This is a genomic window from Pseudarthrobacter sp. fls2-241-R2A-127 (assembly GCF_030209355.1).
Classification (GTDB): Bacteria; Actinomycetota; Actinomycetes; order Actinomycetales; family Micrococcaceae; genus Arthrobacter.
This window is the reverse complement of record NZ_JARVSF010000041.1, coordinates 1-19,941: the sequence shown is the minus strand read 5'-3', so window position 1 is coordinate 19,941 and position 19,941 is coordinate 1. Positions and strand designations below refer to the sequence as shown.

The following is a 19,941-nucleotide window of genomic DNA, read 5'->3' as shown; positions in this document are numbered from 1 at the left end:
GTGGCCGCCGGTCCTGCCGGTGAGCCCTGACCTGGTCATTGAATGCCACTGACGTTCGGTATTCATCCATGACCTGCCGGCGACGGACGCGCCGCGCGGGACACCGCGCACGGTTGCCCCGACCGCCGGCAGCCACGACTCGTAGCTAAGAACAGTAGATGACTGAAACTTTGCCGGGCGGCGCCATCCCGAACCCCACGGATGAAGCCGCCATCAACGCCGCTGTAGACCAGGCCATCACCGCCATCGCCGGTGCGGCCACCCTCGACGAGCTTAAGGCGGTGCGGCTCGCCCACAGCGGCGAGAAGTCCCCGCTGAGCCTTGCCAACCGTGAGATCGGCCGGTTGCCCAAGGACCAGAAAGCGCTCGCCGGAAAGCTGATGGGCGCATCCCGCGGCCGGGTCAACAAGGCGCTCGCTGACCGGACAGCCGTCCTGGAGGCCGAGAACGATGCCCGGATCCTGGTTGAGGAGACCGTGGATGTCACCGCAGCGCCCCGTCGCCGCCGTGCCGGCGCACGCCACCCCCTCTCCACCCTCCAGGACCGCGTCGCGGACATCTTCGTGGGCATGGGCTGGGAAATCGCCGAGGGCCCCGAGGTCGAGTCGGAGTGGTTCAACTTCGATGCCCTGAACTTCAAGCCGGACCACCCCGCGCGCGAAATGCAGGACACTTTCTTTGTGGAACCGCCCGAAGCCCACCTGCTGATGCGTACCCACACCTCCCCGGTGCAGGTGCGTTCCATGCTGGAGCGCGAGGTGCCCATCTATGTCCTGTGCGCGGGCAAGGTGTTCCGCACCGACGAGCTGGACGCCACCCACACCCCGGTATTCCACCAGTTCGAGGGCCTCGCCATCGATAAGGGCCTGTCCATGGCGGACCTGCTGGGCACGCTGGAGCACTTCACCCGCCAAATGTTCGGCGAGGAAGCCAAGGTCCGCCTTCGCCCCAACTACTTCCCGTTCACCGAGCCGTCCGCCGAGCTGGACATCTTCCACCCCGGCGCCAAGGGCGGCCCGCGCTGGATCGAGTGGGGCGGCTGCGGCATGGTCAACCCCAACGTCCTGCGCGCCGCCGGCATCGACCCGGACGTCTATTCAGGTTTTGCCTTCGGCATGGGCATCGAGCGTGCCCTGATGTTCCGCAACGAAGTAGGAGACATGCGGGAAATGATCGAAGGCGATGTACGGTTCAGCGAGCAATTCGGGATGGAGATCTAAGAGTGCGTATCCCACTTTCCTGGCTGCGTGAATTCGCGGCCGTACCGGCCGATGCGACGGCCGAAGACGTCATGGCCGAACTGGTCAAGGTCGGCTTTGAAGAAGAAGCCGTCCACCGTCCCACGGACACCCTGCAGGGCCCCGTGGTGGTGGGCCAGGTCCTGAGCCTGGTCAAGGAACCGCAGACCAACGGCAAGACCATCAACTGGTGCCAGGTCCGCGTTGTCCCCGAAGGGCAGGAGCAGACCCTCACCGGCGACGGCATCGACCCCTCCGGTGTCCAGGGCATCATCTGCGGCGCGCACAACTTCGTTGAGGGCGACAAAGTGGTGGTCACTCTTCCCGGCGCTGTGCTGCCCGGCGACTTCCGCATCTCCGCCCGTAAGACCTACGGCCACCTCTCGGCCGGAATGATCGCCTCGGTCCGCGAACTGGGCATCGGCGACGACCACGACGGCATCCTGGTGCTGTCCCGCATCGGGCTGGACCCGGAAATCGGCACCGACGCGATGGAGCTCCTTGGCCTGTACGACCAGGCCGCGGAAATCAACGTCACCCCCGACCGCGGCTACGCCTTCTCCATCCGCGGCGTGGCCCGCGAGTACGCGCACGCCACCGGGACGGCCTTCACCGACCCCGCCACCAAGGTCAACGCCCCGGCGGAACTGTCCGGTGGCTACGGCGTCAAACTCAACGACGACGCCCCCATCTACGGCAAGCCCGGCTGCGACCGCTTCGTGGCGCGCACCGTCCGTGGCGCGGATGCTACGAAGCCCACGCCGCAGTGGATGGTGTCCCGGTTGCGGCTGGCGGGCATCCGCTCCATCTCCCTCCCGGTGGACATTTCCAACTACGTCATGCTCGAGCTGGGCCAGCCCACGCACTGCTACGATCTCGACACGCTCTCCGGCGACATTGTGGTGCGCCGCGCTGCGGCAGGGGAGAAGATCACCACCCTGGACGGCAAGGAACGCACCCTTGACGCCGAAGACCTCCTGATCACCGACGACTCCGGCGCCATCGGCATCGCAGGCGTCATGGGCGGTGCGGCCACCGAGGTGAGCGACTCGACGTCGAACATCCTGGTTGAGGCGGCGCACTTCGACGACGTGTCCATCGGACGTTCCCGGCGCCGGCACAAGCTCCCCTCCGAGGCGTCCAAGCGCTTCGAACGCGGCGTTGACTGGCAGGTTGCGGGCATCGCCGCGCAGCGCGTGGTGGACCTCCTGGTGGAACTCGCCGGAGGCACCGCGGACGAGGCGGGGACCGACGTCGGGACCGCCCCGGAAACGGTCACCATTGAGCTGCCGGCCGGCTTCGCCGCCGCACGCATCGGGATCGACTTCACTGAGGACCAGATCGTCACCTCGCTTGAGGACCTGGGCGCAGCAGTAGTGAAGAACGACGCCGGCTGGACCGTCACGCCGCCGAGCTGGCGCAGCGACCTGGAAACCAAGGAAGACCTCACCGAGGAAATCGCCCGGCTGGTGGGCTACGACAAGATCCCCGCCACGCTGCCCGTCGCCCCTCCTGGCCGCGGCCTCACCCGGGTCCAGCAACAGCGCCGGCGCCTGATCCAGGCCCTGGCCGACGCCGGACTCACCGAGGTCCTGTCCTACCCGTTCGTATCCAAGGCGGCCAACGACACCTTCGGAACCGCCGACGAAGGTGCTTCGCGGAGCGCCGTCAAGCTGGCCAACCCCATCAGCGAGGAGCAGGGCTACCTGCGGACCTCGATCCTTCCCGGCCTGATCGAGGTGGCCAAGCGGAACCATTCCCGCGGATTCCGCGACCTCGCCCTCTTCGAGTCGGGCCTGGTGTTCCTGCCGGGCGAAACCATGGGCACCGCCTCCATCCCGCCGCTGGGCGCCAGGCCTGCCGATGAAGTGCTCGACGGACTCTACGACGGCGTCCCGGACCAGCCCTTCCACGTCGCCGCGGTCCTCACAGGCCATGACTCCCCGGCGGCAGCCGCGCATACCCCGCGGGTGTGGGACTGGTCGGACGCCCTGGATGTGGCCCGGCTTGCCGGGGACGTCCTCGGCGTGGACCTGGTGGTCAGCCAGGGCAGCCACCAGGCATTCCACCCGGGCCGCACCGCCAAGCTTGCGCTGCGCACCGGGGAAGTGGTGGGCTACGCCGGCGAGCTGCACCCCAAGCTGCTGGCGGCCGCTGACATGCCGGCGCGCTCGGTGGCGTTGGAACTGAATGCCGACGCCCTGTTCGAAGCCGCACCGGACGTGATCGTTGCCCGCCACATCTCCACCTTCCCGGTGGCTACCCAGGACGTGGCGCTCGTGGTCCCGGCCGACGTCCCGGCGGACGAGGTCCTGGCCGCACTGCGGGAAGGTGCCGGCGAGCTGCTGGAAGATGTCGCGCTGTTCGACGTCTACGCCGGCAAGGGCATCGAGGAGGGCAAAAAGTCACTGGCCTTCGGCCTTCGGTTCCGTGCTGCTGACCGCACGCTGACCGCCGATGAAGCCTCGGCAGCGCGTGAAGGTGCAGTTGCACTTGCCGCGGAACGCTTCGGAGCTGTCCAGCGGTAGGTTCCCGGCAGGCTTTCCGGAAGGGCGGGTCATGGTGCAATGCGAGGTGCGCGCCGTCCCGCCCTTCGTGCTGCCCGGGGAAGCCGCCGCGGTGCGAAGCGACGCGGAACGCCTCCTGGACGGCGTCGAGCTGGCGCGGGCCAGGGCGATGGCGCCTGCCGCCGGGACGGTGTTCCTGGCCGGCCGGCTGGCCCAGCGGGCCTTCGCGGCCCACCTGATGTCAGTGTCCGCAGCGGACCTCGCCACGGTTTACGACTGCCCGCGCTGCGGCGCCGGACCCGGGCTGGGCCACGGCAGGCCGGGGTACACCTATCGGGGCGCTCCCTTGCCGCTGGCCCTGAGCCTGTCCCGGGCCGGGGGCTGGACGCTGCTGGCGGCCGTGGCGGACGCCGCCCCGGGAACCCGGCTCGGTACGGATATCGAGGACCCTTCCCGCACGGGCTTCGACGGGTTCGACGCCCTTGCCCTGGCACCTGCGGAGCGGCTGGCACTTGGGGACGTCGCGGCGGACCTCGTGCCGGCCGTCAGGGCAAGGCTCTGGGCCCGCAAGGAGGCCTGGCTGAAGATGACCGGTGAAGGGCTCCTGACGGCTCCGTCCGCTGTGGACGTGCGGGAACGCCCGGGCCTGCGCGACCTGGACCCGGCCGAAACCGGGCTGCCCGCCCACCTGGCCGCCGCCGTCGCCCTTTCCGTTCCTGGTCAGGCCGCCGGCAGCGGCGGCAGCGGCTCCTCGTAGAGCCACGGGTGCAGCAGGGATTCGGCATCCACGGCTGTTGCCCGGCTGACGGACATGATGAAGTCCTGCGTGGTGACCGAGCCGTGCCGGTGGCTGGCGGTCCAGTCCTGCAGGACGGCAAAGAAGGCGAGGTCGCCCACGGCCATCCGGACGGCATGGACAGCCAGCGCGCCCCGCTTATAGACACGGTCATCGAACATCCGCTCAGGTCCGGGGTCGCCCACCAGTATGTCCTGTTCCTCCACAGCCAGCCGGTGCCAGGCAGCCCCGGCCCGGTCCGCCACGCCCATGACGCCGGCTTCTTCGGACCAGATCCATTCGGCGTAGCAGGCAAAGCCCTCGTGCAGCCAGATGTCCTGCCAGCTGGCCGCCGTCAGGGCATTGCCAAACCATTGATGGGAGAGTTCGTGGGCGATCAGGCGCTGGGACTCCCAGTCCAGGCCCAGGTGGTTGGGGCCAAAGATGGACATGGCCTGCGCCTCAAGCGGGATTTCCAGTTCGTCTTCGGTGACAACCACGACGTACCCGGGAAAAGGGTAAGGGCCAAAGCAACTGCTGAAGGTGCGCATCATTGCCGGCTGGAGAGCCAGGCCGGCCCGTGCCCGGTCCGTGAGCGCGTGGGAGACGGCCACGGTCTGCGGAACGGGGGTGCCGTGCCGTCCGCTTTCCAGTTCCAGCAGCGCGTACCTGCCGATCTGAACGCTGGCCAGGTAGGCGGGCATGGGATCAGCCTGTTCGTAGACCCAGGTTTCCCGGCTGGAGCGGGCTGTGTGCGATTGGAGGACGCCGTTGCACACCACGCGGTAGTTTGCGTCGGTGGTCACGGTGAACCGGTAGCTGGCCTTGTCCCGGAGGTGGTCGTTGCACGGAAACCATGAGGGGGCCCCGTTGGGCTGCCCCGCCACCAGGACGCCGTCCGTCAGTTCCTCCCAGCCCACCTCACCCCACAAGCCACGCCGTGGCCGCGGATTGCCTTCGTAGCGCACTTCCAGGGTGAACGGCTGCCGGGCCTCGAAGGCGTCCTGCGCGGAGACCACCAGTTGTCCTGCCCGCTGGCTGAACCGCAGCGGCTTCCGGCCGTCCAGCAGCACTTTCGTGGCCCGCAGCCCCGCAAGGTCCAGCACCAGGGCCGACGCCGGGACGCAGGTGACGCCGTGCAGCACCGCCCTGCCACTGAGCCGGTTGCTGGCCACCCGGTAGTCCAGGTCCAGTTCGTACCGCTCCACGCGGAAGGCGTTGGTCCCGGCGCCGGGCAGGTAAGGATCCGGGGCTTCGCCGGCCTCATGGACGCTGCCGCGGGGGGCTGATGCTGAAGAACTCATGGGGACCTTCGGTTATGGGGCAGACGGCGATCCGGGGCCGGTCCACGGACTGACGGGGTTGCCCATCCAGTACGTCGCGGCGGGAACTGCTTCGCCGCGCATCACCAGGGAAGCCGGCCCCACTGTTCCGCCGGCGCCGACGCTGGCCTGGGGAAGGATGACCCCGTGCGGGCCCATGGTGGCCCCGTCCTCGAGCGTAACAGCGTCGATGCTCATCACCCGGTCGTGGAACAGGTGCGTCTGGACCACGCAACCCCGATTCACCGTGGAGTTCCGGCCCAGCGTCACCAGATCGGCCTCGGGCAGCCAGTAGCTCTCACACCAGGTGCCGCTGCCGATCTTCGCGCCAAGCGCACGCAGCCACCAGACCAGCGCCGGGGTACCGGAGGCAGCCCGGGCAAACCACGGCGCAGAGACCAGCTCGATGAAGCTGTCCACCACTTCGTTGCGCCAGATGAACGAGCTCCAGAGCGGGTGCTCACCGGGGCGGATCCGGCCCACCAGGATCCATTTGGCGACGACGGACGCGGCTGCGGCGACAAGGCCCGCGAGCAGCATGACCACGCCGGTGAGCAAAGCCGCTGCAGCATAGCCCCAGGTGGCTGCGATCCGGTCGAAGGCCAGCATGGTGCCGGCAGCAATGGCCACCGTGAGCATGACCGGCAGGAACCGGCCCAGCTCCCACAGGGTACGGGCCACCTTCAGCCGCGCCGGGGGCCGGAAGGTGCGGGACCCGTCTGAGGCGATGGCGGTCCGCCGCAGCCGGACCGGCGGACTTCCCAGCCAGGAGGTGCCCGCCTTGGCTTTTGCCGGCGTCGCGGACAGGACGGCCACCAGCGAATTCTTGGGAACGTTCCGGCCGGCGGCGGTCATTCCGGAATTGCCGAGGAAGGACCGCTTGCCGATCTTGGCCGGTGCCACCCGCAGCCAGCCGCCGTCGAGCTCGTATGAGGCCACCATGGTGTCATCGGCGAGGAAGGCGCCCTCGCCCACGGTGGTCATCTTCGGTATCAGCAGGACGGTGGAGGCCTCGACGTTCTTCCCGACCTTGGCGCCCAGCAGGCGAAGCCACACCGGTGTGAACAGGCTGGCATAGAGGGGGAAAAGCAGGTCCCTGGCCAGGTCCAGCACCCGCTCGGTGGCCCAGATCTGCCATCCCACCCGGCTTCGGATCCGGTAGTAGCCCTCGGCGATCCCGACGGACAGCAGGCGCGTGGCGCCCAGCACCAGGACGGCGTTCATGACGAACCACACCAGCGACGCCGGGGCAAGGGCCGGCAGCAGCCGGGGGAGGGCTTCGGCCAGGGACGTGCTGCCTTGGATGAAGGCGAATGCGACCCAGAGCGCGGCGGCAGCCGACAGGTACGGGATGATCGACAGGCAGGCCGAGGCCAGCGCGAAGCCGGCGAACCAGGCACGTGCGGCAAACCGTCCCTGGGCTGCGGCTTCGGGCACGCTGTGCTTGGCCTTGCCCTGCCGGCGGGCCGGTGACCCTGCAGCCAGCTGGCCCGCTTTCACCTTCCCCAGCACCGCCGAACCGGCTTCCACCTGCGCCCCGGCTCCGATCGATGCGCCGGGCATCAAAGTGCTCCGTGCACCCACACTGGCGCCGCGGCCAATGCGGATGGCCCCGATGTGGACGTCGTCGCCGTCGATCCACCAGCCCGAAAGGTCCACTTCCGGCTCCACGTTGGCTCCGCTGCCCAGCGTCAGCATCCCCGTGACCGGCGGCAGCGAGTGCAGCTGGACGTCCCGGCCGATCTTTGCCCCCAGTGCCCGGGCGTAATACGGCACCCACGGCGCACTGGCGAGGCTGATGGCACCGGCGAGGTCCTGGATCTGTTCCGCCAGCCACAACCGCAGGTGGACGCGCCCTGACCGCGGATAGACCCCCGGTTCCACCCCGCGCAGCAGGAACCGGGCGGCCGCAATGGCCAGCAGCATCCGCCCCGCCGGGCTGACGAACACGAGCCAGGACACTGCCACCCACCACCACGAGACGGTGGGCGCGGCAGTAAAACCGGCAAGCCCGGCCAACAGGTTGTTCAGGGCCATGAGGTAGGTCAGCCACCGCATGCCCACCAGGATGTGCAGCGGCACGCCCATCAGCGTCTGGAAGACCTGGGACTTCCGGGCAGTCGGCCGCACGGTGCGCTCCGGTGCCGGCCCGGCGGAGCCGCCGGGACGGGACTGCCGTGCCACCTCCACCAGGGCCCCTATGCGAGGCGTGGCGTAGATATCGGCCACGGTGATGGTGGGGTAGCGCACCCGCAGGGCAGAGACCAGCTGCGCGGCCGAGAGTGATCCGCCACCGTACGCGAAGAAGTCGGCATCCAGCGAGGAGACGGGGCTGCCCAGCACGCTGCTCCACTGCTCCACGATCCAGGCCGCATCATCGGGGATGTTCAGGGGTGCGGCGTTTGCCTCCGCGGCGCCTGCACCGGCCAGCGGCCACGGGAGCTCGTGCCGGTTTACTTTGCCGCTGGTCTTGGTTGGCAGGGTATCCACCACGGTGAGCATGGGAACCAAGGCCGCCGGGAGGCTCGCCGCCAGCTGCCCACGGGCAACCGAAAGGTCAAGGACCACCCCGGCCGCCGGCGCCAGGTAGCCCACCAGGACCTGGTTTCCGGCGGCTGTGGTCTGGACTGCAGCGGCGCCACCTGCCACGCCGGGGAGGGCCTGGAGGGCGGCATCGACCTCGCCCAGCTCAATCCTGCGGCCGCCGAGCTTCACCTGTTCGTCGGCCCGGCCCTGGAAGACCAGGCCGGCCTGCTCGAAGCGCACCAGGTCACCCGAACGGTAAGCCCGGTCCCACCCCAGGGTGGGCATGGGGGCGTACTTCTCCGCGTCCTTGGCAGGATCGAGGTAACGGGCCAGGCCAACCCCGCCAATAATGAGTTCGCCCACCTCGCCTTCGGCTACAGGTACCGCGTTGCCGTCAACGATGGCCAGGTCCCAGCCGTCCAGAGGCAACCCGATCCGCACGGGACCGGGGGTGCCCAGGGGCGCCGCGCAGGCCACCACTGTTGCCTCCGTTGGACCGTACGTGTTCCAGACCTCACGGCCTTCCACGGCCAGCCGTTCGGCGAGTTCAGGCGGGCAGGCCTCGCCGCCGAAAATCAGGAGTCGGACGTTCTCCAGTGATTCCGCGGGCCAGAGTGCAGCGAGGGTGGGAACGGTTGAAACGGCAGTGATGCCGTGGTTGATCAGCCAGGGGCCAAGGTCCATGCCGGTCCGGACCAGGGCGCGCGGTGCCGGCACCAGGCACGCGCCATGCCGCCAGGCGAGCCACATTTCCTCGCAGGAAGCGTCGAAGGCAACCGAAAGCCCGGCCAGGACCCGGTCCTGCGGGCCGAGGGGATCGTCCTGGAGGAAGATCCTTGCCTCCGCGTCCACAAAGGCGGCCGCGGACAGATGCCGGACCGCCACGCCCTTGGGTGTGCCGGTGGAGCCGGAGGTAAAGATGATCCAGGCGTCGTCGCCAGGTTCCGGGGGCCGTGCGCCCTTGAACGGGCCTTTCCTGCCCTGCCCGGCCGGTCCGCGTCCGATCGAGCCGCCCGGGCCCAGGACTGCTGCCACATTGGCCTCACCGAACACCAGCCGCGCGCGTTCTTCGGGGTCGTCGGCGTCCACGGGCACGTAGGCGGCACCCACCAGGAGGACGGCGAGGATGGATACGTACAGTTCGCTGGTGCCGGAGGGGATCCGGATGCCGATCCTGTCCCCGGCGCCCAACCCGGCCTGGTGCAGGCGGCGGCCGGTGGCACGGACTGCGTGCAGCAGCTGGGCGTAGCTGAGCGACGTGCGGCCGTCGTCCAGGGCGGAGGCGTCGGGAAAACGGGCCGCGGTGTCCTGCAGGACATCGATCAGCGTCCGGGCCGGGGGCGCGGCCGCGGCCCCGGGCAGTTGGGGCGCGTACGCGGCAAGGCCCCGGCCGGCGTCTTCGGCCGGCGGCACGGCTGCGGAGGCCGCAGGATCCTGGCGGACGGTGCTGGCCGGAGCTGCACGGGGGGTGTCATCCCCGAAGGGGACCTGCTGCTGGGTCACCTGAGCATTTTCCCGGGAGAAGATGAACAAAAGGTGTCCGGCGCGCCCGGACGCGCCGTTTCCGGCGGTCCGGGCGTTTGCCAGGTGTTCACGTTGCCCGCGGTTACGGAACCAGGAGCACTTTTCCGGTGGTCTTCCTGCCCTCCAGGTCGCGGTGCGCGAGGGCCGCCTGCGACAACGGGTAGCGCGCACCGACCCGGACCTTCAGGCTGCCATCGGCCGCAGCGGCGAACACCTCGTCCGAGCGCCAACGCCGCTCCGCGGCATCGCGGAGGTAGTGCCCCATGGTGGGACGGGTCAGGAACAGGGAGCCGCCCGCATTGAGTCGCTGCGGGTCAAACGGCGGGACGGGGCCGGAGGCGGCACCGAACAACACCAGCATCCCCCTGACGCCCAAGGCGGCAAGGGATCCGTCGAAGGTGTCCTTGCCCACGCCGTCGTACACCACGTCCACGCCGGTACCGCCCGTCATGTCCCTGACCCGCTCCGCAAATCCTTCGTACCGCAGCACATGGTCCGCACCGGCGCCGCGTGCCAATTCTTCCTTCCCGTCCGTTGACACCGTGGTGAACACTTCCGCGCCGCGGGCTTTGAGCAGCTGGATCAGCAGCAGCCCCACGCCTCCCGCGCCGGCGTGAAGCAGGACCTTGTGGCCAGGTTCAACCTTGAAGGTGGAGTTCATCAGGTAGTGGGCGGTGATGCCTTGCAGGGGAAGCGCCGCGGCGGTGAACACGTCCAGGCCCCGCGGTACTGGCAGTGCGGCGTCTTCATCAACCAGCGCGTAATCCGCGTAGCAGTTGATGCCTTCAGCGGTGGCAATCCGGTCGCCGGCGGCGAATCCGGTCACCCCTTCGCCCACTGCCTCCACCGTGCCGGCTGCCTCGGTTCCCGGGGTGAAGGGATACTGCACTTTGTAGGTGCCGCTGCGCTTGTAGGTGTCGATGAAGTTCACGCCGGCCGCGCCCACCTTGAACAGCAGCTGCCCCGGACCGGGCGTGGGAGGCTCAACTCCGGCATACTCAAGGACTTCCGGTCCGCCTGCCTGCCGTGCGACGATTGCGTGCGTCATGGCGCTCCTTTCCCGGGTCCCGGTACCTCCGGCCCCGGCTGCCGAAATCCATCCTAGGGACACCGCGTGCGCGCGGGACAGGTACATGGAACATCCAAACATCGAACCCCGATGGCTTATGCATAAATATCGGCACCAATGCATAATTATTGTTGTATAGTCGAGGCATGACTATTTCTGTTGCGGTTTCGGGAGCCAGCGGCTACGCCGGGGGAGAGGTCCTCCGCCTCCTGGCCGGACACCCCGGTGTGACCATTGGCGCCATCACGGCCCACAGCAACGCAGGCTCGCGGCTGGGTGAACTGCAGCCGCACCTGCACGGACTGGCAAGCCGGATCCTGGAGGACACCACGGTGGAGAACCTCTCCGGCCACGATGTCGTCTTCCTTGCCCTCCCGCACGGCGCATCTGCCGAAATCGCCGCCCAGCTGCCGGAAGGAACGGTCGTCATCGACGCCGGCGCCGACCACCGCCTTGAGGACCCCGCCGCCTGGGAAAAGTTCTACGGTTCTCCCCACGCCGGCACGTGGCCCTACGGACTCCCCGAGCTGCCCGGCCAGCGCGAAGCCCTGAAGGGCGCCCGGCGCATCGCGGTCCCCGGCTGCTACCCCACATCCGCCCTCCTGGCGCTCACCCCCGGGTTCGCAGCCCACCTGCTCGAACCCGACGACGTCGTCATCGTTTCCGCGTCCGGCACCTCCGGCGCCGGCAAGGCTGCCAAGGTCAACCTCATCGGCTCCGAAGTCATGGGATCCATGAGCCCCTACGGCGTGGGCGGCGGACACCGGCACACCCCGGAAATCGAGCAGGGACTGTCCAACGCGGCGGGGGAGCAGGTCACAGTGTCCTTCACCCCCACACTGGCGCCGATGAGCCGCGGCATCCTCACCACCGCCACCGCCAAGGTCAAGGTGGGCACCACTGCAGCCCAGTTGCGCCAGGCCTGGACGGATGCGTACGACGACGAGCTGTTCGTTCATGTGCTGCCGGAGGGCCAGTGGCCTGCCACCAAGTCCGTCCAGGGCTCCAACCACGCCGCCATGCAGGTCGCCTTCGACCCCCACTCCGGACGCGTGATCGTGACCTGCGTGATCGACAACCTCACCAAAGGCACCGCCGGCGGCGCCGTCCAGTCCATGAACATCGCACTCGGCCTGCCGGAAACGGCCGGCCTCAACCTGCAGGGAGTAGCCCCGTGACCATCACCGCACCCCAGGGCTTCCGGGCCGCCGGCGTCACCGCCGGCCTCAAGGCCTCCGGCAACCCGGACCTCGCCCTTGTGGTCAACGACGGCCCGGCCAAGGCCGCGGCCGCCGTGTTCACCAGCAACCGTGTGGCGGCCGCCCCCGTCCACTGGTCCCGCCAGGTGGTCTCCGACGGCCGCGTGGACGCCGTGATCCTGAACTCGGGCGGAGCCAATGCCTGCACCGGCCCTACGGGCTTCCAGAACACCCACAGCACCGCCGAGAAAGTTGCAGAGGTCCTGGGTATTTCGGCCACCGACGTCTTTGTCTGCTCCACCGGCCTGATCGGTGAACAGTTGCCGATGGACAAGATCCTGCCGGGCGTCGAAGCGGCGGCGGCAGCATTAAGCGCCGACGGCGGTCCGGCGGCAGGCACCGCGATCATGACCACGGACAGCGTGCCCAAGTCCGCCCTCTTCATCGGTACCGACGCCGACGGCCAGGAGTTCAGCATCGGCGGCATCGCCAAGGGCGCCGGCATGCTGGCCCCCGGCCTGGCCACCATGCTGGTGGTCCTCACCACCGACGCCGCCGTCGATTCCGACATGCTCGACGTCGTCCTCCGGGATGCCACGCGCGTCACCTTCGACCGGGCCGACTCCGACGGCTGCATGTCCACCAACGACACCGTGGTCCTGCTGGCCTCCGGTGCCTCCGGGGCCGTGCCGTCCGCGGCTGACTTCGGTGCCGGCCTCACCCAGGTCTGCGCCGAGCTGGCACGCAAGCTCATCGCCGATGCCGAGGGCGCCAGCCACGACATCGCCATCCGGACCTTCAACGCCGCCAGCGAAGCAGACGCCGAAACGGTCAGCCGGTCCGTGGCCCGCTCCAACCTGTTCAAGGCCGCCATCTTCGGCAAAGACCCCAACTGGGGCCGCGTGCTCTCAGCCGTCGGCACCACGGACGCCGTGTTCGAGCCGGACAAGCTCAACGTGGCCATGAACGGGGTCCAAATCTGCCGCAACGGCAGCATCGGCGACGACAGGGCCCTGGTGGACCTGGAACCGCGCGAGGTCCTGGTGGAGATCGACCTGCAGGCCGGTGACGCCGAGGCCACCATCTGGACCAACGACCTCACCCACGACTACGTCCACGAGAACAGCGCGTACTCCAGCTAGGAGCTCCCGCTCCCGGCAGGAACCGCTGCGGAAAGTGACAGCATGAACACCCAGACGCGTGAAACCACCAGCATGTCCGCTGCCCAGGACAAAGCCGCCACCCTGATCGAGGCGCTGCCCTGGATCCAGCGGTTCGCCGGCACCACCATGGTGATCAAGTACGGCGGCAACGCCATGGTCAACGATGAGCTGCGCCGTGCCTTCGCCGAGGACATCGTGTTTCTCCACCACGTGGGCATCCATCCCGTGGTGGTCCACGGCGGCGGCCCGCAGATCAACTCCATGCTGGGCCGGCTGGGCATCGAATCCGAGTTCAAGGGCGGCCTGCGCGTCACCACCCCCGAAGCCATGGACGTGGTCCGCATGGTCCTCACCGGCCAGGTGGGACGCGAACTGGTGGGCCTGATCAACTCGCACGGCCCCTACGCCGTCGGCATGTCCGGCGAAGACGGCGGGCTCCTGCGCGCCGTCCGCACCGGCACCGTGGTGGACGGCGAAGACATTGACCTCGGGCTGGTGGGCGAAGTGGTCGGCGTCGACCCCGCGGGCATCGTGGACATCCTGGCCGCCGGACGCATCCCGGTCATCTCCACCGTCGCCCCGGAAATTGTCGACGGCGGGGAGGGCGTGGCAGGTGCCGCGCGTTTCCAGCCCACGGGCCAGGTCCTGAACGTCAACGCGGACACTGCGGCTGCCGCGGTCGCCTCCGCTCTGGGGGCTTCCAAGCTGGTCATCCTGACCGACGTCGAAGGCCTGTACGCCAATTGGCCGGACAAGTCTTCCCTGATCTCCTCCCTCACGGTGTCCGAGCTGCGGGACATGTTGCCCAAGCTCGAATCCGGCATGATCCCGAAGATGGCCGCCTGTTTGAAGGCCGTCGACGAGGGCGTGGAACAGGCACACATCGTGGACGGGCGCCTGGCCCACTCCATGCTGCTTGAAACATTTACGACGGCGGGCATCGGCACCCAGGTGGTCCCGGACGAGGAAGTGAACGCATGAACACGGTTGAAAAGGCATCAGTCACTGAGCTGGTGGAAACCACCGGACACGCCGGATCCGAATGGCTCTCCCGCTATTCCACATCCCTTATGAACGTGTTCGGCACGCCCCAGCGCGTCCTGGTCCGCGGCGCCGGCTGCCTGGTCTGGGACGCTGACGGCAAGGAATACCTGGACCTGCTGGGCGGCATCGCCGTTAACGCCCTTGGCCACGCCCACCCCTTCGTGACGTCGGTCATCGCCAGCCAGCTGGCCACCCTGGGGCACGTCTCCAACTTCTTCACCAGCCCCACCCAGGTGGCGCTGGCCGAGAAACTCCTGGAACTGGCCCACGCCCCCGCCGGGTCAAAGGTGTTCTTCAGCAACTCCGGCACCGAAGCCAACGAGGCAGCGTTCAAGCTCGCGCGCCGCAACACCGGCACCGGCGATACCAAGCGGACCAAAATCATCGCCCTCGAAGGCGCGTTCCACGGCCGGACCATGGGTGCCCTGGCCCTCACGGCCAAAGAAGCCTACCGGGCACCGTTCGAGCCGCTGCCCGGTGGGGTGGTCCACATCCCGTTCGGCGACGTCGCCGCACTGGAGGCCGCAGTGGACGAAACCGTCGCCGCCGTGTTCCTGGAACCTATCCAGGGTGAAGCGGGCGTCCGGCCGCTGCAACCGGGTTACCTGAAGGCGGCCCGGGAAGCCACCAGCAAAGCCGGAGCCCTGCTGATCCTCGACGAAGTCCAGACCGGCATCGGACGGACCGGCAAGTGGCTGGCCAGCGAGGATGCAGGCATCGTCCCCGACGCCGTCACCCTGGCCAAGGGCCTCGGCGGCGGATTCCCCATCGGTGCCCTCATCACCTTCGGTGAGCAGGCGTCGTCGTTGCTCTCCGCCGGCCAGCACGGCACCACCTTCGGCGGCAACCCTGTTGCCACCGCGGCCGCCCTCGCCACCCTCCACGCACTGGAAAGCCAGAACGTCCTGGCGAACGCCACCGCGGTGGGGGAGCACCTGCGCTCCGGGCTGGCTGCCATCGCGGGGGTCACCGAGGTCCGCGGCGAAGGCCTGTTGATCGGTTTCGACCTTGACGCCGACGTTGCGCCCGCCGCGGTGCAGGCAGCCCTTGACGCGGGCTTCATCATCAACAGCCCAGGCCCCCACACCATCCGCCTGGCCCCGCCGCTGATCCTTACCGCGGCCCAGGCCGACACGTTCCTCGCCGCCTTCCCGGCAATCCTCCAAGCAGCTAAGGACGCCCAGTGACCAACGCAACCCGGCACTTCCTCAAGGACACCGACCTCAGCCCCGCCGAGCAGGCAGAGGTTCTGGAGCTCGCCGCGCGCATGAAGGCGGCCCCCTACAGCGTCCAGCCCTATGCCGCGGAAGGCAACGGCCGCAAGACCGTCGCCGTGATCTTCGACAAGACGTCCACCCGGACCCGCGTCTCCTTCGCCACCGGCGTTGCGGACATGGGCGGCAACGCCCTGATCATCAACCCGGGTGAAGCGCAGATCGGACACAAGGAATCCGTGGAGGACACCGCAAAGGTCCTCGAACGCATGGTCTCCACCATCGTGTGGCGCACCGGCGCGCACGCAGGCCTGGTGGCCATGGCGGAGAACTCCAAAGTGCCCGTCATCAACGCGCTGTGCGACGACTACCACCCGTGCCAGCTCCTGGCCGACCTGTTGGCTGTGAAGGAGCACAAGGGCCAGCTCAAGGGCCTCACCATGAGCTACCTCGGCGACGCCGCCAACAACATGGCCAACTCCTACCTCCTGGCCGGGGTCACCGCCGGCATGCACGTCCGCATCGCCGGACCCGAGGGTTACCTGCCTGCGGCTGACATTGTGGCGGCTGCCGAGGAACGGGCGGCTGAAACCGGCGGCTCGGTGCTGATCACCAGCGACGCCAAGGAGGCCCTCCAGGGCGCCGACGTCGTTGCCACCGATACCTGGGTGTCCATGGGCCAGGAATCCGAAAAGGAAGCCCGGATGCAGTTGTTCCGGGACTACTCCGTGGACTCGGACGCCATGGCACTCGCCGCGGATGACGCCGTCGTGCTCCACTGCCTGCCCGCCTACCGCGGCTACGAAATCTCCGCCGACGTCATCGACGGCCCGCAGTCCATCGTCTGGGACGAAGCCGAAAACCGCCTCCACGCCCAGAAAGCCCTGATGGCCTGGCTGATGCACCGCTCCGGCCTGGCTTTCGTCGACGGGCTCTCTCCGGTCGAAGGCACCGGAGAAAGCACGTTCTAGTGTCCGCCCAGCAGTCCTCCGCGGGCACCAGCCCGGCCACCAAGACCGCCCGGCAGGCGCGCATTACCGCCATCCTGACCGGGCAGTCCGTGCGTTCCCAGGCGGAGCTCGCGGCACTGCTGGCGGGCGAGGGCGTCCAGGTCACCCAGGCGACCCTGTCCCGGGACCTCGTGGAACTGGGTGCCGTCCGTGTCCGCGGTAAGGAAGGTGTCCTGGTGTACGCCGTTCCCGGCGAGGGCGGGGAACGGGCCGCGAAGAGCGGCGTCACCCAGGAGATCCTGGACGCCCGGCTCGCGCGGCTGTGCAGCGAACTGTTGGTGACCGCCGAAGCGTCCGCCAACATCGCCGTCCTCCGGACGCCGCCGGGAGCTGCGAACTTCCTGGCCCTGGCCATCGACCACTCGGTGATGCCGTCCATACTGGGCACCATCGCCGGTGACGATACCGTCCTGCTGGTCTCCCGCGACCCGCTGGGCGGCCCGGACCTCGCTGCCCGTTTCCTGCAGCTCGCAGAGGAAGCCGGGCAATAAGCTTGAAGACAAATCATCAACCAACCCCAACAAGGAGCATTTAAAGTGACTGAACGCATTGTGCTGGCCTACTCCGGCGGCCTGGACACGTCCGTCGCCATCGGCTGGATCGGTGAAGCCGCCGGTGCCGAGGTCATCGCCGTGGCGGTCGACGTCGGACAGGGCGGCGAATCGCTGGAAACCATCCGCCAGCGCGCCCTTGGTTGCGGCGCCGTCGAAGCCTACGTGGCCGACGCCTCGGACGAGTTCGCCAACGAATACTGCGTGCCCACGCTGAAGGCCAACGCCCTTTACCAGGGCCACTACCCGCTGGTGTCCGCCATCTCCCGCCCGGTTATCGTCAAGCACCTGGTGAAGGCCGCCCGCGAATTCGGCGCCACCACCGTTGCGCACGGCTGCACCGGCAAGGGCAACGACCAGGTCCGCTTCGAAGTGGGCATCCAGACCCTCGGCCCGGACCTGAAGTGCATCGCCCCGGTCCGCGACCTCGCCCTGACCCGCGACAAGGCCATCGCGTTCGCCGAGGAAAAGGGACTGCCCATCGAGACCACCAAGAAGAACCCGTACTCGATTGACCAGAACGTCTGGGGTCGCGCCGTGGAAACCGGCTACCTCGAGGACATCTGGAACGCTCCCACCAAGGACATCTACGACTACACCGCCACCCCGGAGTTCCCGCCGGCACCCGATGAGGTCACCATCTCCTTCGAAGCCGGCGTGCCGGTGGCGATCGACGGTGTCAAGGTCACCCCGCTGCAGGCCATCAAGGAACTGAACCGCCGCGCCGGCGCCCAGGGCGTAGGCCGCATCGACGTCGTCGAAGACCGCCTGGTGGGCATCAAGTCCCGCGAGATCTACGAAGCCCCCGGCGCCATGGCGCTGATCACCGCGCACAAGCACCTCGAGGACATCACCATCGAGCGCGAGCAGGCCCGCTTCAAGGCCATCGTTGGCCAGCGCTGGGCCGAACTGGTCTACGACGGCCAGTGGTTCTCCCCGCTGAAGCGCTCCCTGGACGCGTTCATCGAGGACACCCAGAAGTACGTCTCCGGCGACATCCGCATGACCCTGCACGGTGGCCAGGCAATCGTCAACGGCCGCCGCTCCGACACCTCGCTGTATGACTTCTCGCTGGCCACCTACGACACCGGCGACACCTTCGACCAGTCCCAGGCCAAGGGCTTCATCGAGCTGTGGGGCATGTCCGCCAAGGTTGCCTCCGGCCGCGACATCCGCGTCGCAGGGAAGTGAGTCAGCAGCAGGGCCCACGGGCGCAGGGGTCCCCGGCCGAGCGAAGCGAGGCTGGGGTGCGTCCGGGGACGAAAACGGAGGCAACGAACGCAGGTGCGCTGTGGGGCGGCCGGTTCGCCGGCGGTCCGGCGGATGCCCTCGCGGCGTTGAGCAAGTCGACGCACTTCGACTGGCGGCTGGCCCGCTACGACATCGCCGGGTCCAAGGCGCACGCCCGCGTGCTGCACAAGGCCGGGCTGCTGGACGACGCCGAGCTGCAGGGGATGCTTGAAGCCCTCACCAAGCTGGACGAGGATGTGGCCTCCGGCGCCTACCTGCCGGCGGAGTCCGATGAGGACGTGCACGGTTCGCTGGAACGCGGCCTGATCGAGCGAGCGGGTGCCCAGCTGGGCGGCAAGCTCCGCGCCGGCCGGTCCCGCAACGACCAGGTGGCCACCCTGGGCCGGATGTTCCTGCGCGACCACGCCCGGATCATCGCCCGCGGTGTCCTGGCCACCGTGGACGCGCTCGTGGAGCAGGCCAAGGCGCACCACGGTGTGGCCATGCCCGGCCGCACCCACCTGCAGCACGCACAGCCCGTCCTGCTCAGCCACCACCTGCTGGCCCACGCCTGGGCGCTGCTGCGCGACGTGCAGCGGCTCCAGGACTGGGACAAGCGGGCCGGGGTTTCACCGTACGGCTCGGGCGCCCTGGCCGGGTCCTCGCTGGGCCTGGACCCGGAGGCCGTGGCCGCCGACCTCGGCTTCTTCTCCGCGGTGCACAACTCGATCGACGGCACCGCCTCCCGCGACGTCTTCGCCGAGTTCGCCTGGGTCTGCTCGATGATCGGCGTGGACCTGTCCCGGATCTCCGAGGAAGTCATCTTCTGGGCCACCAAGGAGTTCTCCTTCGTCACGCTGCATGATTCGTACTCCACGGGGTCCTCGATCATGCCGCAGAAGAAGAACCCGGACGTTGCCGAGCTGGCCCGTGGCAAGGCAGGGCGCCTGATCGGCAACCTGACCGGGCTGCTGGCAACGCTCAAGGGCCTGCCCCTGGCTTACAACCGCGACCTGCAGGAGGACAAGGAACCGGTGTTCGACGCCGCCGACACGCTGGAACTGCTGCTCCCGGCCGTCTCCGGCATGATCGCCACCTTGACCTTCAACACCGAGCGGATGGAGTCCCTGGCACCCCAGGGCTTCGCGCTGGCCACGGACATCGCCGAATGGCTGGTCCGCCAGGGCGTGCCGTTCCGCGAGGCGCATGAGCTCTCCGGTGCCGCCGTCAAGCAGGCCGAGTCCCGCGGCGTCGAGCTGTGGGACCTGACCGACGAAGAGTACGCGGCGATCTCGGAGCACCTTACGCCCGAGGTCCGCACCGTGCTCTCCACGGAGGGTTCGCTCAACAGCCGGAACTCCCAGGGCGGAACGGCGCCGGCCGCCGTCGAACGCCAGCTGGCCGCGCTGGAAGGCGAGCTTGCCGGCGTGCGGGAGTACGCGGGGTAGGAAGCATTGTTGCCAAGGGCCCCGGGGCATGTGAACTGCTCCCCGGAAGTTGGACTGAAAATTCAGTTCGACTTCCGGGGAGCAGTTTTGCGTTCAAGTAGTTCTTTGTCGGCCGATCAGC

At 68.6% G+C, this 19,941-nt stretch carries 14 protein-coding genes; 11 read left to right on the top strand and 3 right to left on the bottom strand.

Features of this window, described 5'->3' with window-relative positions:
* Positions 1-158: 158 nt before the first annotated feature.
* Genes pheS through QRN53_RS18955 form a run of 3 tightly spaced genes read left to right on the top strand, consistent with a single transcriptional unit; the run spans position 159 to position 4,502 of the window.
* Positions 159-1,220 carry a phenylalanine--tRNA ligase subunit alpha gene (gene pheS, locus QRN53_RS18965; protein ID WP_285245360.1) on the top strand — a complete coding sequence of 354 codons (1,062 nt, stop codon included), beginning with the start codon at positions 159-161 and terminating at the stop codon, positions 1,218-1,220.
* Positions 1,221-1,222: 2 nt separating this feature from the next.
* On the top strand, positions 1,223-3,766 hold the full coding sequence (gene pheT / locus QRN53_RS18960; protein ID WP_285245359.1) for a phenylalanine--tRNA ligase subunit beta: 2,544 nt from the start codon (positions 1,223-1,225) through the stop codon (positions 3,764-3,766).
* Positions 3,767-3,797: 31 nt separating this feature from the next.
* Positions 3,798-4,502, top strand: coding sequence for a 4'-phosphopantetheinyl transferase family protein (locus QRN53_RS18955; protein ID WP_285245358.1), 705 nt, complete (start codon positions 3,798-3,800; stop codon positions 4,500-4,502).
* On the opposite strand, the gene QRN53_RS18950 is transcribed toward QRN53_RS18955, so the two are convergent.
* The 3 genes from QRN53_RS18950 to QRN53_RS18940 form a co-directional block, all read right to left on the bottom strand.
* Entirely contained in the window at positions 4,466-5,824 is a 1,359-nt protein-coding gene (locus QRN53_RS18950) for a M1 family metallopeptidase (protein ID WP_285245357.1), read from the bottom strand. The two genes, QRN53_RS18955 and QRN53_RS18950, sit on opposite strands and share 37 nt — an antisense overlap.
* 12 nt (positions 5,825-5,836) lie before the next feature.
* Positions 5,837-9,781: a Pls/PosA family non-ribosomal peptide synthetase gene (locus QRN53_RS18945; protein ID WP_285245466.1), complete on the bottom strand. Its 3,945-nt coding sequence runs from the start codon at positions 9,779-9,781 to the stop codon at positions 5,837-5,839.
* Between the two features lie 193 nt (positions 9,782-9,974).
* Positions 9,975-10,940 (bottom strand): quinone oxidoreductase family protein, encoded by a 966-nt coding sequence (locus QRN53_RS18940; protein WP_285245356.1) that lies wholly within the window; start codon positions 10,938-10,940, stop codon positions 9,975-9,977.
* 167 nt (positions 10,941-11,107) lie between these two features.
* Here QRN53_RS18940 and argC point away from each other — a divergent pair, with 167 nt between their 5' ends.
* From argC to argH, 8 genes are read left to right on the top strand one after another with little or no spacing between them, the layout of a single operon-like run.
* Positions 11,108-12,139 (top strand): N-acetyl-gamma-glutamyl-phosphate reductase, encoded by a 1,032-nt coding sequence (gene argC / locus QRN53_RS18935; RefSeq protein ID WP_285245355.1) that lies wholly within the window; start codon positions 11,108-11,110, stop codon positions 12,137-12,139.
* Positions 12,136-13,302, top strand: a complete 1,167-nt coding sequence (argJ, locus tag QRN53_RS18930) for a bifunctional glutamate N-acetyltransferase/amino-acid acetyltransferase ArgJ (protein WP_285245354.1) — start codon at positions 12,136-12,138, stop codon at positions 13,300-13,302. The genes argC and argJ overlap by 4 nt, the downstream gene beginning before the upstream one ends.
* Positions 13,303-13,344: 42 nt before the next feature.
* The gene (gene argB, locus QRN53_RS18925) at positions 13,345-14,304 is read left to right on the top strand and encodes an acetylglutamate kinase (protein ID WP_285245353.1); all 960 of its coding nucleotides are present in this window, start codon (positions 13,345-13,347) and stop codon (positions 14,302-14,304) included.
* Positions 14,301-15,554, top strand: coding sequence for an acetylornithine transaminase (locus QRN53_RS18920; RefSeq protein ID WP_285245352.1), 1,254 nt, complete (start codon positions 14,301-14,303; stop codon positions 15,552-15,554). Before argB ends, QRN53_RS18920 begins: the two co-directional genes overlap by 4 nt.
* A complete protein-coding gene (argF, locus tag QRN53_RS18915; protein ID WP_285245351.1) occupies positions 15,551-16,552 on the top strand; it encodes an ornithine carbamoyltransferase in 1,002 nt (333 codons plus the stop codon). The genes QRN53_RS18920 and argF overlap by 4 nt, the downstream gene beginning before the upstream one ends.
* Positions 16,552-17,082 (top strand): arginine repressor, encoded by a 531-nt coding sequence (locus QRN53_RS18910; RefSeq protein WP_285245350.1) that lies wholly within the window; start codon positions 16,552-16,554, stop codon positions 17,080-17,082. Before argF ends, QRN53_RS18910 begins: the two co-directional genes overlap by 1 nt.
* Before the next feature lie 45 nt (positions 17,083-17,127).
* Positions 17,128-18,333, top strand: a complete 1,206-nt coding sequence (locus QRN53_RS18905; protein ID WP_285245349.1) for an argininosuccinate synthase — start codon at positions 17,128-17,130, stop codon at positions 18,331-18,333.
* On the top strand, positions 18,330-19,820 hold the full coding sequence (gene argH, locus QRN53_RS18900) for an argininosuccinate lyase (RefSeq protein ID WP_285245348.1): 1,491 nt from the start codon (positions 18,330-18,332) through the stop codon (positions 19,818-19,820). Before QRN53_RS18905 ends, argH begins: the two co-directional genes overlap by 4 nt.
* Positions 19,821-19,941 lie beyond the last annotated feature (121 nt).

What these genes read in the sequence shown, in the direction of transcription:
- pheS (WP_285245360.1), top strand. Translation starts at nt 159, where the DNA reads ATGACTGAAACTTTGCCGGGCGGCGCCATCCCGAACCCCACGGATGAA.
- QRN53_RS18955 (WP_285245358.1), top strand. Translation starts at nt 3,798, where the DNA reads ATGGTGCAATGCGAGGTGCGCGCCGTCCCGCCCTTCGTGCTGCCCGGG.
- QRN53_RS18950 (WP_285245357.1), bottom strand. Translation starts at nt 5,824, where the DNA reads ATGAGTTCTTCAGCATCAGCCCCCCGCGGCAGCGTCCATGAGGCCGGC.
- QRN53_RS18940 (WP_285245356.1), bottom strand. Translation starts at nt 10,940, where the DNA reads ATGACGCACGCAATCGTCGCACGGCAGGCAGGCGGACCGGAAGTCCTT.
- argC (WP_285245355.1), top strand. Translation starts at nt 11,108, where the DNA reads ATGACTATTTCTGTTGCGGTTTCGGGAGCCAGCGGCTACGCCGGGGGA.
- argB (WP_285245353.1), top strand. Translation starts at nt 13,345, where the DNA reads ATGAACACCCAGACGCGTGAAACCACCAGCATGTCCGCTGCCCAGGAC.
- QRN53_RS18920 (WP_285245352.1), top strand. Translation starts at nt 14,301, where the DNA reads ATGAACACGGTTGAAAAGGCATCAGTCACTGAGCTGGTGGAAACCACC.